Source organism: Candidatus Xianfuyuplasma coldseepsis (assembly GCF_014023125.1).
In the GTDB taxonomy this organism is placed as follows: domain Bacteria; phylum Bacillota_I; class Bacilli_A; order Izemoplasmatales; family Izemoplasmataceae; genus Xianfuyuplasma; species Xianfuyuplasma coldseepsis.
The window spans coordinates 1802575-1818726 of record NZ_CP048914.1; the positions used below are offsets into that span (position 1 = coordinate 1802575).

The window sequence follows — 16152 nt, forward strand, 5'->3', positions numbered from 1 at the left end:
TTCTAAATAAAAAAAGCAAGAATTACTTGCTTTTTAGGGGAATGCGAATGAAATAATAACAAAGCTCCATACCGCTGTGCTCATAGGCTTTCACAAATGATTGATCAAATTCGTAGTCTTTGATATCGACATCGAAATCTTCTAGGGCAATCCGACGAACTTGTCGTAACGCCATCTCGAACTCGGCTTCTGTGAAACCAGGATGTTCAAAGACAAGATAGGTTTGTTCTGGAATAATGACTTCTTGAAAACCATATCTAGGATCTACCTGATAGTCTATCGCAGCATCTTTACCAAATAGATAACCGTTTGCGGTAAAGGCTCCATACCCTTCACTGTATCGTCCTGGGATACTAGCCAACACGCCGTGTAGTTCATCGCAATCATTCCCTTCTTCTTGATCAACCAGGGTCCAAAAGTCCATGTAATTGGTGACGTTATCACGTGTCAAATAAATAAATTTGTGTTCGGGCATAGTTTCAAATCGAATCTTAATCTCGGAATCGTGTACCATAATAATCTCTCCTTTGGATGGAATTTTAGTGGGAAATAACACATCTTTCTTAAACACATATGGAATCATTCGCTTTGTTTGTACGTATTCACCAGGAGTAATCGAAAATGCATTGACAAAGGCGCGAGTAAATGCTTCTTGACTGCCATATCCAAATTGCACCGCCACATCAATAATCCGAATTTGATGATCACGAAGCATCATCGCCGCCTTGGTTAATCGGCGTAGTTGGATATAATTTCGTAAGGTACTACCCGTGTAGCGTTTAAACTCACGACTCGTATGCGAACTACTGTAGCGGATATAGTTACTAATTTCTTGTAGTGTAATCTCTTCTTCAAGCTTACCTTCAAGCCAATTGATTGCCTGCTGTATGTCTAATTTCATGGTCACCTCCACTACTACAATACCAAATCGAGTTGGATTTGTTTTGATTTGAAATGCTCACTTCTATTATATGTTCTAGTTGACAATAAGACAATTCTATTATATAGTTAGAACGCTCACGCAGTTCGGAACCATCCTGCGATATCAAAACTAAGGAGGACTATCTATGAGTAATGAGCTATTATGGCTATTATTTGCCATGGTGAATTTTATTTTAATAGTAGGTATGTATAAGTTGTTCGGAAAAACGGGGTTATTCGCTTGGATTGCCCTAGGTACAATCATCGCCAATATTCAAGTAACCAAAACCATCATGTTTGAACTTGGTGATATTACTATTATTGCGACACTGGGAAACATCATGTATGGAACATTGTTTCTCATTACCGACACATTGAGTGAAAAATACGGACATAAAATGGCAAAGAAAGCTGTTTATATTGGATTTTATAGCTTACTAGCTACAGTTATCATAATGCAAATGGCAATTGCGTTCAATCCCTTAGATGAACAAGATATCTTTCATATCGCCATCGTTAACATCTTTGATGTAATGCCACAGATTGCTGGTGCGAGTTTACTTGCCTATATTGTATCTCAGCTATTTGATGTCTTTATGTTTCAAAAGATTCGCTCGAAGTTTCCGGCGGACAAATACTTGTGGTTGCGGAACAACGGATCGACGATGTTGTCACAATTGATTGATACAACGTTGTTTGTACCACTAGCTTTTATCGGCTGGCAACCATGGGATATCATCGGAGAAATCTTTATCACAACATACATCATTAAAGTGATTGTAGCGATGTTGGATACGCCATTTGTGTATCTAATGAAACGTATTACACCACTACCACTATTAAATGAAGAATAGGACTTGTCCTATTTTTTTGATTTATCATTGTAAACGCTATCATTATAAGATATAATACTTTTGGTATAAATTAGACGAGGTGATACTATGGACAACAAATACGTCGCTCCACCCTATCGAATTAAAATGGTGGAACCGATTCGAATGACATCGCGGGAAGAACGCGAGGAGTTACTTAAACAAGCAGGATATAATCCTTTTTCTTTGCGTAGTGAAGATGTGTACATTGATTTGCTAACAGATAGCGGTACCGGGGCAATGAGCCATTTTCAATGGGCGGCACTGATGCAAGGCGATGAAGCGTACGCTGGAAGTCGAAGTTTTTATAAATTGGAGCGTGTCGTCAAAGAGATTACTGGGTATCAATATGTTATTCCGGCACATCAAGGTCGTGGTGCAGAACAAGTACTATTGCCTCAACTAGTTCATCATGATGACATGTACTTTATTAGTAATATGCATTTTGACACCACACGAGCCCATGTCGAAATGGCCGGTGCCCGTGCGATTGATTGCAACATTGATGCTGTTTTGGACACCGAGACATATCATCCCTTTAAAGGGAATTTCGATGTCGATCGTTTGGTTATGTTAATTAAGAAAAAAGGTGCTAAAAATATTGCTGGAATTATAATGACAATTACTAATAATTCAGCTGGTGGCCAGCCGGTTAGCATGGATAATATGAAACGTGTTGCCACCATCGCTAAAGAATCTAATATTCCGTTATTAATTGACGGTGCTCGATACGCAGAAAATGCCTATTTTGTCCAACAACGGGAATTAGAATACAAAGATAAGACGATTCAGGAAATTGTCTTCGAAGCATTTCAATTAGCTGATATCTTTTTAATGTCTAGTAAAAAAGATGGGTTGAGCAACATTGGTGGTCTCATTGTTATTAAAGATAATGAAGATTTATACAACAAGTGCCGTACCTACATCGTTCCGATGGAAGGATTTCCAACCTATGGTGGACTAGCTGGTCGGGATATGGAAGTACTTAGTGTGGGGTTACTCGAAGCCCTTGAAACGGATTACTTACAACATCGATTGGATCAAGTGCGGTATTTAGGGGATCGCCTTCGTGAAGCAGGTGTTCCAATTCAATATCCGACTGGAGGACATGCGGTATTTGTGGATTGCAAGAAAATGGTCCCCCAAATCCCTTATCATCAGTTCCCAGCACAAGCCGTTTGTAATGAGGTCTATCTTGAAGCAGGGGTACGACCAGTTGAAATTGGTAGTTTTTTACTGGGTCGAGACCCAGATACCCATGAAAACTTAGAGTCACCTCTTGAGCTAATGCGATTGACAATCCCACGACGAACTTATACGTATCGTCATCTTGATGTCGTTGCTGATGCTGTGATTGCTGTTTACAATCGTCGTCATTCGTTAAAAGGACTGACGTTTGATTACGAACCCCCTGTCTTACGTCACTTCACTGCAAGATTAAAACCAATAAAATAAGCCTTCATGGCTTTTTTTATTGTCACATGACTGCATATTTGTTACAATAGGGTAGATATTTTACAAAGGGGGATGTTATATGACATTTCGAGAATTAAAAACGCGAGCACGGCAACATTTACAGGGAAATTGGGGGATTGCAATTATTGCGATGATCTTATTCTCTGCAATTAATGGATTACCGAATTCATTGGTTCAAGCAGCTCGTCTTGGCGTTGACAATCTAGCATTTCTACTACCGGTCTCACAAATAGTTGGTATTATCAGTATCCTGTTAATACCACTTGTGGTTGGATACAATCGAATCCATCTTGATTTAGCAGAGGGAACACCAACCAACCTCGATCAAATGTTTTATCCATTTCGAAGAGGACAATATGGACGATCCTTATTAACGATGTTTTTGGTCCAATTATTTACCGGATTATGGACATTACTGTTTATTATTCCCGGAATCATAAAAGCATTCTCGTATGCAATGACGTCCTATATCTTAGCAGATCCGATGTATGATTCTCTCGAGGGAACTGAACCAATCACCGAATCAAGAGAGTTAATGGATGGCCATAAAATGGAATATTTCTTATTGATACTATCGATTATTTGGTGGATTATTCCATTTGTGATTATGTTACCTATTGTTGCAGTAGTGATTGAGGCATGGACGATATTCAGCTTACTACTAGGCGGAATAGCAGTCGTCATAATCTTTATCCTTGGCCCATATATTCAACAAGTAACGGCTGAATTCTATCTCGACTTGACGGGACCAGGAAAACCAAGTACATCAGCGGAATCATCACCACCAGTAATGAAAAACGATCCCCTTGATGTGACAGATGACGAGGAAGAGGACGATCCATTCGCAGATTATTACAATTAAAAAAACGGACCACGTCCGTTTTTATTTTTGGGGTAATATAAACATGCTGTCACCAAAGCTAAAGAACCGATATTTCTCTTTAATGGCTTCATGGTAGGCATTCATAATTGCGGTTCTTCCAGCCAGAGCACTAACCAGCATCAACAATGTACTCTTTGGTAGATGAAAGTTTGTAATTAATCCATCGATCGCTTTAAAGACATGTCCAGGATATATAAATATATCGCTCCATCCTGATGTTTCATTAAAGTTATCATAATCTCGCATTACCGTTTCTAATGTGCGCAGCGAAGTCGTTCCAACCGCAATTATTCGACGGTTATCTTGACTAGCTTTGTTTAAAATGGCAGCTGTTTCTGCTGACATTTGATAATACTCGGTATGCATGTGATGGTCTTCAATCTGCTCCACTTGAACAGGGCGGAACGTTCCAAGACCGACGTGTAATGTAATGTATGCGAGTGTAACACCCATATCTTCAATCTGTCTTAACAACGGTTTCGTAAAGTGTAATCCAGCAGTTGGTGCTGCGGCACTACCTTTGTATTTATTGTATACGGTTTGATACCGATTTTGATCCTCTAGTTTTTCATGGATATAGGGGGGAAGTGGCATTTCTCCCAATTGATCTAAAATCTCAAATAAAATACCGTCATATTCAAGTTTAAAATCACGTAATCCTTCTTCTTTTTCAGCAATACAACGAGCTTTTAGTCGTCCGTCACCAAATGAAATAACCGATCCAACATGAACACGACGAGCCTTTTTAGTCAGACATTCCCATATATCGTTCTGTAATTGCTTTAGTAGTAACAGCTCGATTGTTGCCCCGGTTTCCTCTTTTGTACCAATGATTCTTGCAGGGATAACGGATGTATCATTGAGGACAAGAACATCACCGGACTGTAAAAAGTCGGTGATGTGTTTAAAGTGTTCATGGACAATCTCTCCGGTAGTTGGATTCAATACCAACAAGCGGGATGCACTGCGATCTTGTAATGGCGTTTGCGCAATCAACTCTTCTGGTAATATATAATCAAAATCGTTGATATGCATTAGAACAACCTCATATTATGGGACTTTTTAAAGTGTTTAAAAGCTTTTTCAGTAGTCACACGACCACGAGGAGTGCGTTTAATGAACCCAATCTGAAGTAAATAAGGTTCATAGACGTCTTCCATGGTTGTCGGTTCTTCACCAATCGACGCTGCCAAACTGTCCAATCCAACTGGACCACCACCAAAATTCTCAATGATTCCCAGTAAATAGGCATAGTCTTTACCATCAAGTCCAATTTCATCGATGTTTAGTTTTCCGAGAGCTAGTTTACACATATCCATATCAATAATGCCGTCATTTAAGACATCCGCAAAATCACGTACACGACGGAATAGGCGATTGACGATACGAGGGGTTCCGCGGCTTCTGCGAGCAATTTCAAACGTTGCATCTTCATGGATTTCCGTTTCAAATATATTGGCCGTTCGTTGACAAATTTCCTTCAACTCAGCTTCATTATAATATTCAAGTTTATGAACAACACCAAAGCGGTCGCGTAAAGGCGCACTAAGATCGCCGAATCGAGTGGTTGCACCAACTAAAGTGAACGGTGGTAAATCGACACGAATTGATTTACTGGTCGAATCGCGCCCGACGATAATATCAATCACATAATCCTCCATTGCTGGATATAATATCTCCTCAACAACACGTGGTAATCGATGGATTTCGTCAATAAAGAGTATATCACCGGGTTCTAAACTGGTTAAAATGACGGCTAAATCTCCTGAACGCTCGATTGAAGGACCGCTTGTTATTTTTATGTTAACTCCTACTTCATTCGCAATAATATTAGCCAAAGTAGTTTTACCTAGCCCAGGCGGACCATACAAAAGGACATGATCCAATGCCTCGTTCCGATTCTTTGCTGCACGAATAAAAATATCCATCATTTCTTTTACTTCCGTTTGGCCAATGTATTCGGTTAAATATTTCGGACGCAAGGAATGATTTTCAATATCTTCAGGTAGTATATCGCTTGTATAGACACGTTCACTCATAGTAACACCTCATAAAAATTATACTTGTTCTAGGTCTATTTTACAAAAGAATTTTCATTAATTGAAACTTCATACACTAATTATTGTATATTAAAAATAAGTATGATACAATAAAATGAAGGGGAATGGCTTAACAATTAGATATTCCGGGAGGTGCAACAAGATGAAAGAAAATATCCTCAAAACATACGATATTGCTTCCTATGATATCGAGCTTGACTTTCAAAAACAAATTGCACCAATAGAGAAAGCCATCCAAAAATTGAATAGTAGTCATGAAACCAAATCTTTGAAAGCACACAAGGATTTTTTAGTAAAAGAAAAGAAATCAACGTCCGTCATCAATCAATTACAAGAAAAGTCATTGCTTAAAAACCAACGAATTGAACGTGCCGTTGAAAACAAACTTAAAAAAATAAGTGGACGGGAACCCCGATACAAAGAGGAACTTCAAAACTACATTGATGAACGTACTGCTGCTGCTAACGAGCAAAAAGCAGTGATTGATGAGGCCATTAAAGAGCTACAATTAGAAGAGCAGCAATTAATTGACGAAATTAAAATTAAATTCAAAACCAATATCGAGTCCTATGTAGAGAAATTGGACATTTACAACAATAACTTTGAAAACAATAAACAACGACATCATGAGCAAATTGATGAATATCAACAGGATATCAATAAACAGATTGAGAAGATTGAAGAATTCTATCATACGACGATTAACGATTTGAGCAATCGAGTTCAAGCCTTCTTCGATGAAAAAGAACAAGACGACAAAGCCATTCAAAGCACACTTACAAAAGCATCTCGAATGTTGTCAACCCAAGCGACCAATACACGAAAAACTGCAAATCAACAAATTGCCAATATCAATGAATATGTTGATTCTCTAAAAATTGAATATTCGAATCATTATGAACCGAAAATTGACATCATTGATCAACGAATAGCGGATTTAAAGGAGCAATTTGAAGCTCGTACACAGCTTGTAAACGTTGATTTGGATATCAATATTAAAAAATTAGAAGATCAACTCACAGAACTTGAAGAGTCTGATAAAAAAGCCCGTCGAAATATCATGGCTAAAATCGACTTATTTCAAATGCGTGCCTCTACGACATTGCAGTATGAAGAACGCCTCTTGCATCAAGAAGTACGTGTTTTAAAAAATGAAAGAGAGCTGATTGAGAATTCCTTGTTATTTGAACAAGACAATCTCGAAAAGCTACGTGTGTTCTTGCTAAACGATCAAAAGAACTTAAAAGAAACAGGGGATTACTTCCGTGATTTAAATATTGTCTTAAAAGAGCAATTAAACGAGTTTGAACTAACCAATAACGAGTACATATACAAACATGAACAACTCAAAGCGGATTTCATCACACAGTATACGAATATTTTCCATAACCTGAAAAAAAGCACGATTGAAATGACGCAAACCTATCTTGAAAAAATCGCTGATAATAATTATCTAATTGATGACATCAATAAATTTCTCGATACCGCTGATCCACTAAAAGAGATTGAAGTCAATCGCTTACGTGAAAATATCGAAATTAACGAAGTTCAAGAACGCTATAAAATTAAATTTGCCAAACAAGAATATGAAAAAGAGATTATTGATAATGAACTTGCATTTGATATTGCGATGCAAGAGATTAAAACCAAGGAACTTCTCAGTGAATATCACAAAGACGTCGCCGATATTCGCAACAAAGAAGTATATGATAAGGCCTTAGAAAAAGCGAAACTAAAACATTCTAAAGCGGAAGAGGTCTACAAATTACGACTCAATAATACAAAATTGGAGCGTCGTTTACTCGACAGTAAGTATAAAACCGAGCAAAGTATTTTAGAAGAAAATAAGAAACTTGTGGCAATTGATATCCGCAAGCATAATGCGCTTCGTATCAAGGAAATTGAGTACGCCATCAAAAATCTGAAAATCGAATCCGATTATAAAGTCGAAGTGATTCAGAAAGCCTTGGAAGAAGACTTGCTGAAACTCGAAGAACAAGCCTCCAAGGCAAAATATGAAAAAGATGCCTATGCGGCCAATCTTCATCTGGAGATTGAAACCAAAACTACCGAGTTTAACAAGCAAAAGAACGCTCTGGAAAACGAAGCCCAAAAGAGAATTCATCTAATTGATGAAGCCTTAAATCGCGAACTTCGTGAACCAATGAAGAATAAAATCAAAACCGAAGCCATTGTTGATGAACGTCTTAGTAAATTGGATACCAACAATGCCATTTTTGTTGATTTTATTACAGATATAATCGCGTCCTATCAAGATGACAAACTCAGTGTTGAACAAATTCGAGAAATCATCTTATCGAGCGATTCATTACAAGAAAAAGCATCCAAATACCTATCCCGAACCTATGAAGTATTAACTGATGCAATGCAGTTCATGAGCGATATTGAACAAGCCAACCATCACAATAAAATTGCCGCTACTTCCGACCAAGGACAAATCAAAAAATATAATCGATTAATTGAAAAAGCGCAATCCGACTTGACGCGTGAATTGAATGCGGTTCATACCAGTGAGCAGGATCACAAGACAGTCATTCGTTTATTGATTGAACAAGAAATGAATACCATCAAGCAAGCCAATGTTGATTCGTTAGACGAGTTAACCCAAATCACAGAAACCGCCTATCATAAAATATTCAGCAAATTACAAGATATCCAAAAACAACTTCGAACGAGTATCACCGAGTTGTATCAACCATTGTCACAACACGATCAACAATTGATTGATCATGCGAACAGCAACGCCGATAAAGCAAAGCAACAAGTTCTCGATAAGCTCCAACAAGACTTTATCCCTATAGATGAGGCATTGGAAGCATTTAAGCAACAAAAACAAGCCGAACAGCAAGAGTTTATCGATCAGTTGGATCAACAAATCAATGAATTTCGCAATCAAATCAATCATCTAAAAAATGAGGCATTGGAACAAACCAAAGCGATTCATCAAGAACAAGAAGACATCATCAACCAAAAACAGTTATCCAAACAAGAGATTGAAGCGAGTGAAGAACGTTTTATCGTGATCGAACAAGAAAAGATTGATAACGAAATCAAACAGTTGCAAGCAACCTATGAAGAAGCCCTACAACAGTTGGAAGTGAAAGATGCGGAAGCCAAAAAAATCTTTGATTATGAAGATCGCATTCACACCATTGCTGTCGAAAGTGCAACCGCACGCTATAACGATGCAACTGTAAAAACAAACAACGTCCATTTGAATAACATGAAGCAATATCAAAATAGCGTTGAACAAGCAACACAAGTCAAAGACCGTAACGAACACAAATACAATCAAGAATTACTGGACCTTACCAATCAATTTGAAAAGAATATTTTTACTACTCGTCCCCGTCTTGAAGAATCGATTGGTGATGCACAGAAACAAATCGATCAACAAATTGCGGAGAAAACAGAACAACTACACGATCTCCAAACCAACAATCAAAACATTATCACATCCGCGTCAAATGCCTTATATACGGCGTTCCAAGAAGGATACGACCGCCTCAGTGATAATTTGCAAAACTACATCGAAAAATACCGTCTTATCGAACAAGACTTTATCGCGAAAAACGATCATTCCAATGATCTTATTTCAGCTAATAATCAAACATTTAACAATTCGTTGTTTGAACTAAGTAAAACCAAACATGAAGAAACCTTAGAAGAATTACTATCAATCAATGCAACCATGTATGGAAAGGAGGAGTTCTAGATGGCAAAATCCTCTCTACCGAAAGTCATTTCCAAAGCGAACAAAGAAATTGCTTCGATTATCGAACAAGATATTGAGACCGAATCGAAGTTATTAAAAGACCTCGTTGATCAAGTCTTAGCCGCAAACATGGAAGTGAAAAAGAAAAACAATCAACGCATCAACGAGACTCGAAAGAAACTGCAAGATCTTGATATTGAAATCGATGAACTCAACAAGTCCATCGATATTGTAGATCGCGAAACGGTATTGGAACAATTAAACGAAATGATTGACGCCGAAAATAAAATTTTCGCTGCTCGTCAAGAAATTCGCTTCTTTGACAATGCACAATTAAGTGATACCCTCGCAGAACTGGATGCTATCTATACGAATCTCGTCGATTCCATCAGTAATACTAGAGCGGTCGAAACAACCTATCAACAACTTCTCAAAACAAACAATGATATGCTGTTTGACAAACAAGTGGCAATCACTACTGCGATTATCGAGCAAATGCAACAACTATATGCTCAAAAAGAACAGTATGCGATGGACCAAATTACAGCCACTTCTACCATCAAGCAAGACATCATCGAGTTGGAAAATCAACTGTCACAAATACTCGAAGATCATCACGCGAAACAAGATGCGATTCAAGCAAACAGTCTCTCGATATTTACTGAGGTCGACGATGAAATCTTACTGGGTGAGAAAGTGGCACAACAACATGAAAAAACCCTTCAAGATATCGCCGAAAAAAAACAACAGATCAACGATAAATACCATGAAAAACGCCAGCAAATCATCGATGGGTATAAAGCCTATGAACAATCTGTTCGTGATAAATTAGAAGCACAAAACCAACAAGAACTACTCGCTGAACGCGAAGAGCAAAAGAAAAAAGAAGAGCAATTAAAAAATATTCGTTTGTTGATCATCGATGCCGAGAAAAAACAAGATTTCAATAAAGTCCAAACGTTAATGAAGCAATTTGAGAAAATCGAGAAATCCAATGTTGCTCGCGTCACCGATAAGACCGATAAACTCCTTGCCCAAGAAACAAAAAAAACGCATGAAAAAGCGATTAAGCAACTAAAAACTCTCGAACTAAAATACGTTCAAGACATGAACAAACAAGAATTGAATTATGAACTCGAACACATCAAATTTGAAGAGTCAAAAATCTTATACAAAATCAAATCGGATCATCAAGCACTTCTACATGATCAACAAATTACAAAGGATCATATCCATCAGTTGCAATCGTTTCTGTCCACAAAACTCGAGTTAACAAAACAATTGTATCAATTGAAAACCACGCTTCGAATTGCCGAACTGGATATTATGATGGAAAATGAAAAAACCGATCATACGTTAATTGATGGATTCAAGACATTACTCCAAGAACTCAAGGAAGTCGAACGCAAACGGCTCCTTGCATTACAAGAAAACGTGAACCATCATGAAATCATCAAAATTGATCAACAATATCACATCGGTAAAACCGTTTTAGACCTTAAACTGCATAAACAACTTACCGATATCGATCAACGAATCTTAAAAACACGTAACGAATCCCTGATTAAAATCGAAAAGATGAAAGAGGAAGCAAACAGCGAAATCATCTACCAAGAATCCCTAATTAAAATTGCTCAAAAAGAACGGGAATTGCAGTTAACGAAAGTTCATTCACTCTATGAAAATGAACGCTCGCTAGCCGAGGAGCAAGTCGAACGAATCAACCTTGGAATTCAGGTAAATGACGCCTTTGTTAAAACCACATTACAAAATCAAATCCTCTTCGCACAACAGCAAATTAACTGTGCGGAAAGTGAATTTGACATTCGCGTGGAAAATATCAATCTCACCAAAGAACAAGAGTTGGCCTATGCCAATAAGAAAATTGATTATTATCGTCAAAAATACGAATATGAGAAATCCAAATTACGCAAAGAGTTAAATGATAAACTGGAAGACTTAAACTTCAAACTTCTCCTCTTTACCGATAAAAAGGAAAACCAATCGATTCAAGCGCAAATCAACCAATTGCAAGATCGTTATCAAGCAATGATTGATGAAATTGATGTCCAAGAAGAACAAGATGCGGAAATCAAACGCTATGAAATCGTCATTACCGCAGCGGAAGAACGAGCCCGGCAAGCTATTGAAGAAGCCAGTGCCCTTAAAGAACAAACTACTGCTGCCTTTGAGGCATTACTCGATCAAACCCAGGGCAAGTTCCAACAAATCGAACAAAACAACCATTCGCAAGACACCGTCGGCATCATGCCACTCTTAAACAGTGGTGCCATCAGCAGCGCGGATCAACGTCTTCAAAAAGCGATATCGGAAGCTGAAGAACTATATAACGATCGCATCATTGAACCCAATCGCATCATCAATAAAACCAAACAAGAACTACTTGATATGACCAATGATGAAGAAACAGAAGCGTTCATCCAACAACAAAAAGCCCTGAAAAAAGAGAAAATCCAAGAACATTCAGATTTATTGGAAGAACTTCACCAGATTCGTGAAGAATCTCTGGAGGGGATCACCGATGAAGTCGATCGTGCAAAACTGATGCAACAAAAAGTTCTCGAACAACAGACCGAGTACGTTATCAACGCACCACTCTATCGCGATGACAAAGCAATTGAACGTGATTATGAAGCGTTGAAGCAAAAAGAACGAAGTTACTACGACAAGCAACTGGGAGAATTGAATCGCTTTATCAGCCAGGAACTGGTTGAACACAAAAAGGTATTAAAAGAAACAAACGCTTTAATCAAAGCGGTAAACAAACCCTATAAGAAATACATACGGAAAGCATCCCGTGGGTTAAACGCCGAAAAACGGGAACTGATTCGTAAAAACAAACGTGTCCTTCGTAAAGCCCTTAGCGATGCCGAAGCAGCGTTTGATGTTGAACTATAAAAAGCGTCCACATTTGTGAACGCTTTTTTTATTGTAGTTTTGTTAGGAAACTTGTACCATATTGTGCTTGTTTTGTTTTGAAATTCTCCGAGATGGTTGCACCGATATCAGCAAATGTATCCCGAATTGGCAGTTCGCCTCCCTGAATACTTGGTGAATAGACCAATAATGGTACAAACTCACGTGTATGATCGGTACCTTCAAAGGTTGGATCATTCCCATGATCCGCCGTAATGATTAATAGATCGTCATCATTCAGTTGCTTCTGCAGTTCGCCAAGTTGTTGATCAAACTCTTCTAACGCTTCTTTGTATCCTTCTGGATTCCGGCGATGACCATATAACGCATCAAAATCCACAAGATTTAAGTAGGCTAAACCTTTAAAATCATGTGCCGCATAGGCGATGAAATTTTCCATTCCATGGCGATTGGACTTCTGTTTATAGGTTTCAGTGACACCTTCACCATCGTAGATATCGTTGATTTTCCCAAACGCTACGACATCATATCCGGCGTCTTTAAGATAATTCATCGCTGTTGGTTCAAATGGCCTCAAGGCATAATCGTGACGATTGGCGGTACGAACGAATTCACCTTTCTTATCACCAATGAACGGGCGTGCGATAATCCGACCAACCTTCCATTCATCTTTCATTGTTAGTTCACGGGCAATTTCACAGGCTTTGTATAATTCATCCAGACCTACTGCTTCTTCATGAGCAGCAATCTGCAAGACGCTATCAGCACTAGTGTAGACAATTAAATCCCCTGTTTTCATTTGATGTTCACCGAATTCTTCGATGATGTCTGTTCCACTTGCGGCTTTATTACCAACGATGTTGCGACCGGTTCGCTTCGACAGTTCATCGAGCAGTTCTTGGGGGAATCCGGTGTCGGTAAAGGTGATGAATGGGTCGACAATTTTCAATCCCATAATTTCCCAGTGTCCCGTCATCGTATCTTTCCCATTACTCATTTCTCGCATTTTTGTATAATAACCTTTTGCATCGACTATTGGTGGTACACCAATGATTTTCGTCAAGTTACCATAACCCAGTTGTTCCATGTTTGGCAAATGAATTCCACCCGTTGCCTCCGCAATATGACCTATGGTATTGGCTCCATCATCACCAAATAAATGAGCATCTTCTTGTGCGCCACAACCGACGCTGTCAATGACAATTAGAAAGATTCGTTTAAACATCTTCATCGTCTCCTTTTTGTTGAGCACGAGGATGATAGTCCTCGTATACTTGTTGTAATTGTTGCTTTGAGATATGCGTGTATATTTGCGTTGTGGAAATATCTTCATGACCGAGGAGTTCTTGAACGACACGTAGATCAACACCATTTGCTAATAAATGGGATGCGAAACTATGACGTAGGGTGTGCGGTGATACGTCTTTGGTTATTCCCGCTTTACGGGTTAAGTTCTGTAAGACTTTGTAGAAACCAACTCGACTCATCGCGTGTCCTCTACTATTGACGAATAAAATGTCACCAGGAACTTTCTTTAAATGGGGACGAGACTGCTCCAGGTATTTTTTTAAGGCAAACGACGCTTCGGCACCGATTGGTACAATTCGTTCTTTATTCCCTTTACCCGATACATTCAAAAATCCCATATTGATGTGAAGATCCCCCATCCGCAATTCCAATAACTCACTAATCCGTAATCCACTTCCGTATAATAGTTCTAACATTGCTCGGTTGCGAATGTCAAGTGCTTCGCTTCCACCTGCTGCAACCATTAACGCATCAACTTCTTCAACACTCAAAACCACTGGAAGTTTCTTCTCTTTTTTGGGTAATCGAATCCCGAGTGCAATGTTCGTTGTCACAAGTTTTTCAAGTAGTAAATACTTATGAAAACTACGAATTGCGCTCATTTTACGGGAGATACTACTTACCGTTGATTTTTTTCGCTTTAAACGTGCAATAAAATTACGAATATGCTGTTTCGTTATCATTTGAGGGTCATTAATATTATAGTTTCGTCCAACAAACTCTACATATTCTGTTAAATCCGTTACATAGGAGCTTATAGAGTTGGCACTCAATCCTTTGGTAATTCGCAAATAGTATTCGTATTCCTTTAATAATCGTTGTAACATTATGATCCCTCCAAAAAGATTTGAAATATTTCATTACCCAATAATAGTCCTTTACGGGTAAAACGTAAATAATTATTTTCAATCGTTAATAGTTTTAAATTGATGTGTTTTTGTAACTCTGGAAAACGTTCCATTAATGAAATCGAAAATTGATGTTCGATGGTAGGAATATGGATTCCTTGTAATAATCGCATGCCCATGATTAAGGTATCAGTAAGAATATTGGTATCTTCATTTCGATACCAATCGAAATCTCCTTGATTCATCCGTTTGATGTATTCCCTTGTATTCGCTGGATGATAGAACCGCGTACCATTATTGAAGGAATGGGCCCCACTACCAATCCCAAGGTATTCTTGATTGCGCCAATACGTTAGGTTGTGCTTGGCTTCCATCGACGGTTTGGCAAAATTGCTAATTTCATAATGATTGTAGCGATTACGAGTAAGCGTATCAATAATCGTTTGATACATTATAGCTTCATCGTCTTCGGAGTTCATCGTGACTCTTCCTTGTTTATAGTGATGGTATAATTGTGTTTTCTCTTCCCATATAAGCGCATAATAGGAAATATGCGGGACGTCTAACACCAATACTTGATCCAAGTCGTATATGACATCATCTACTGTTTGGTGAACGAGAGAAAACATCAAATCAATACTGATGTTATCAATGTGATATTGTCGTAATAACGAAACAGCTTTGGCCACATCTGAGACCTGATGATCACGACCGAGTGTCACCAATTGTACGGGGTTGAATGTTTGAACTCCAATACTTACTCGATTAATATGATATTGCTGTAGAAGTTGAACTTTGTCTTCGGTGACATTGTTTGGATTGGTCTCAATGGAATATTCCAACACCAAATCGATGTTGACTACTTGTTCAATCGTTGAAAAGATTCGTGATAATTGAGTGATTGATAGGCTGAGTGGGGTTCCCCCACCAAGAAATATCGTTTTTATGTTAACTAAGTCCTTTTTGCGATACAAAAGCTCTTTGACCAGTGCGTCAACATATTCGTCTTTTCGAGAATCGGTCGCAAGTGACTTGTGAAAGTCACAGTAGGTACAAATATGGTCACAAAACGGAAAATGAATATATAAACTAGTTAACATAATGCACACCTCTATTTATATTGTATCATATTTGCGATATTTTGAGGTAA

Annotated in this window: 11 protein-coding genes; 5 read left to right on the forward strand and 6 right to left on the reverse strand. The window is 38.3% G+C overall.

The genetic code is table 11. The features are described from left to right. Positions 1–22: 22 nt before the first annotated feature. Positions 23–901, reverse strand: coding sequence for an AraC family transcriptional regulator (locus G4Z02_RS08840; RefSeq protein WP_258877657.1), 879 nt, complete (start codon positions 899–901; stop codon positions 23–25). A gap of 166 nt (positions 902–1067) precedes the next feature. On the opposite strand from G4Z02_RS08840, the gene G4Z02_RS08845 reads away from it, so the two are divergent. The 3 genes from G4Z02_RS08845 (at position 1068) to G4Z02_RS08855 (ending at position 4131) form a co-directional block, all read left to right on the forward strand. Further along, the gene (locus G4Z02_RS08845) at positions 1068–1775 is read left to right on the forward strand and encodes a queuosine precursor transporter (protein WP_258877658.1); all 708 of its coding nucleotides are present in this window, start codon (positions 1068–1070) and stop codon (positions 1773–1775) included. Between the two features lie 87 nt (positions 1776–1862). Then, positions 1863–3248, forward strand: a complete 1386-nt coding sequence (locus G4Z02_RS08850) for a tryptophanase (protein WP_258877659.1) — start codon at positions 1863–1865, stop codon at positions 3246–3248. A gap of 79 nt (positions 3249–3327) precedes the next feature. Further along, entirely contained in the window at positions 3328–4131 is an 804-nt protein-coding gene (locus G4Z02_RS08855; protein WP_258877660.1) for a DUF975 family protein, read from the forward strand. A gap of 21 nt (positions 4132–4152) precedes the next feature. Here the strand turns inward: G4Z02_RS08855 and queA are convergent, their stop codons facing one another. Together queA and ruvB are read right to left on the reverse strand one after the other, a co-directional pair. After that, positions 4153–5187 (reverse strand): tRNA preQ1(34) S-adenosylmethionine ribosyltransferase-isomerase QueA, encoded by a 1035-nt coding sequence (gene queA / locus G4Z02_RS08860; protein WP_258877661.1) that lies wholly within the window; start codon positions 5185–5187, stop codon positions 4153–4155. After that, complete coding sequence (gene ruvB / locus G4Z02_RS08865) at positions 5187–6191, reverse strand: Holliday junction branch migration DNA helicase RuvB (protein WP_258877662.1); 1005 nt, start codon at positions 6189–6191, stop codon at positions 5187–5189. The genes queA and ruvB overlap by 1 nt, the downstream gene beginning before the upstream one ends. A gap of 163 nt (positions 6192–6354) precedes the next feature. Here ruvB and G4Z02_RS08870 point away from each other — a divergent pair, with 163 nt between their 5' ends. Both G4Z02_RS08870 and G4Z02_RS08875 read left to right on the forward strand, forming a co-directional pair. Then, positions 6355–9948, forward strand: a complete 3594-nt coding sequence (locus G4Z02_RS08870; RefSeq protein ID WP_258877663.1) for a hypothetical protein — start codon at positions 6355–6357, stop codon at positions 9946–9948. Further along, positions 9949–12867 (forward strand): hypothetical protein, encoded by a 2919-nt coding sequence (locus G4Z02_RS08875; RefSeq protein WP_258877664.1) that lies wholly within the window; start codon positions 9949–9951, stop codon positions 12865–12867. It abuts the gene before it with no gap. 28 nt (positions 12868–12895) lie between these two features. Here G4Z02_RS08875 and deoB read toward each other — a convergent pair whose 3' ends face one another. From deoB to hemW, 3 genes are read right to left on the reverse strand one after another with little or no spacing between them, the layout of a single operon-like run. After that, positions 12896–14077, reverse strand: coding sequence for a phosphopentomutase (gene deoB, locus G4Z02_RS08880; RefSeq protein WP_258877665.1), 1182 nt, complete (start codon positions 14075–14077; stop codon positions 12896–12898). Further along, complete coding sequence (gene xerD / locus G4Z02_RS08885) at positions 14064–14981, reverse strand: site-specific tyrosine recombinase XerD (RefSeq protein WP_258877666.1); 918 nt, start codon at positions 14979–14981, stop codon at positions 14064–14066. The genes deoB and xerD overlap by 14 nt, the downstream gene beginning before the upstream one ends. Next, on the reverse strand, positions 14981–16102 hold the full coding sequence (gene hemW, locus G4Z02_RS08890) for a radical SAM family heme chaperone HemW (RefSeq protein ID WP_258877667.1): 1122 nt from the start codon (positions 16100–16102) through the stop codon (positions 14981–14983). The genes xerD and hemW overlap by 1 nt, the downstream gene beginning before the upstream one ends. Positions 16103–16152 lie beyond the last annotated feature (50 nt).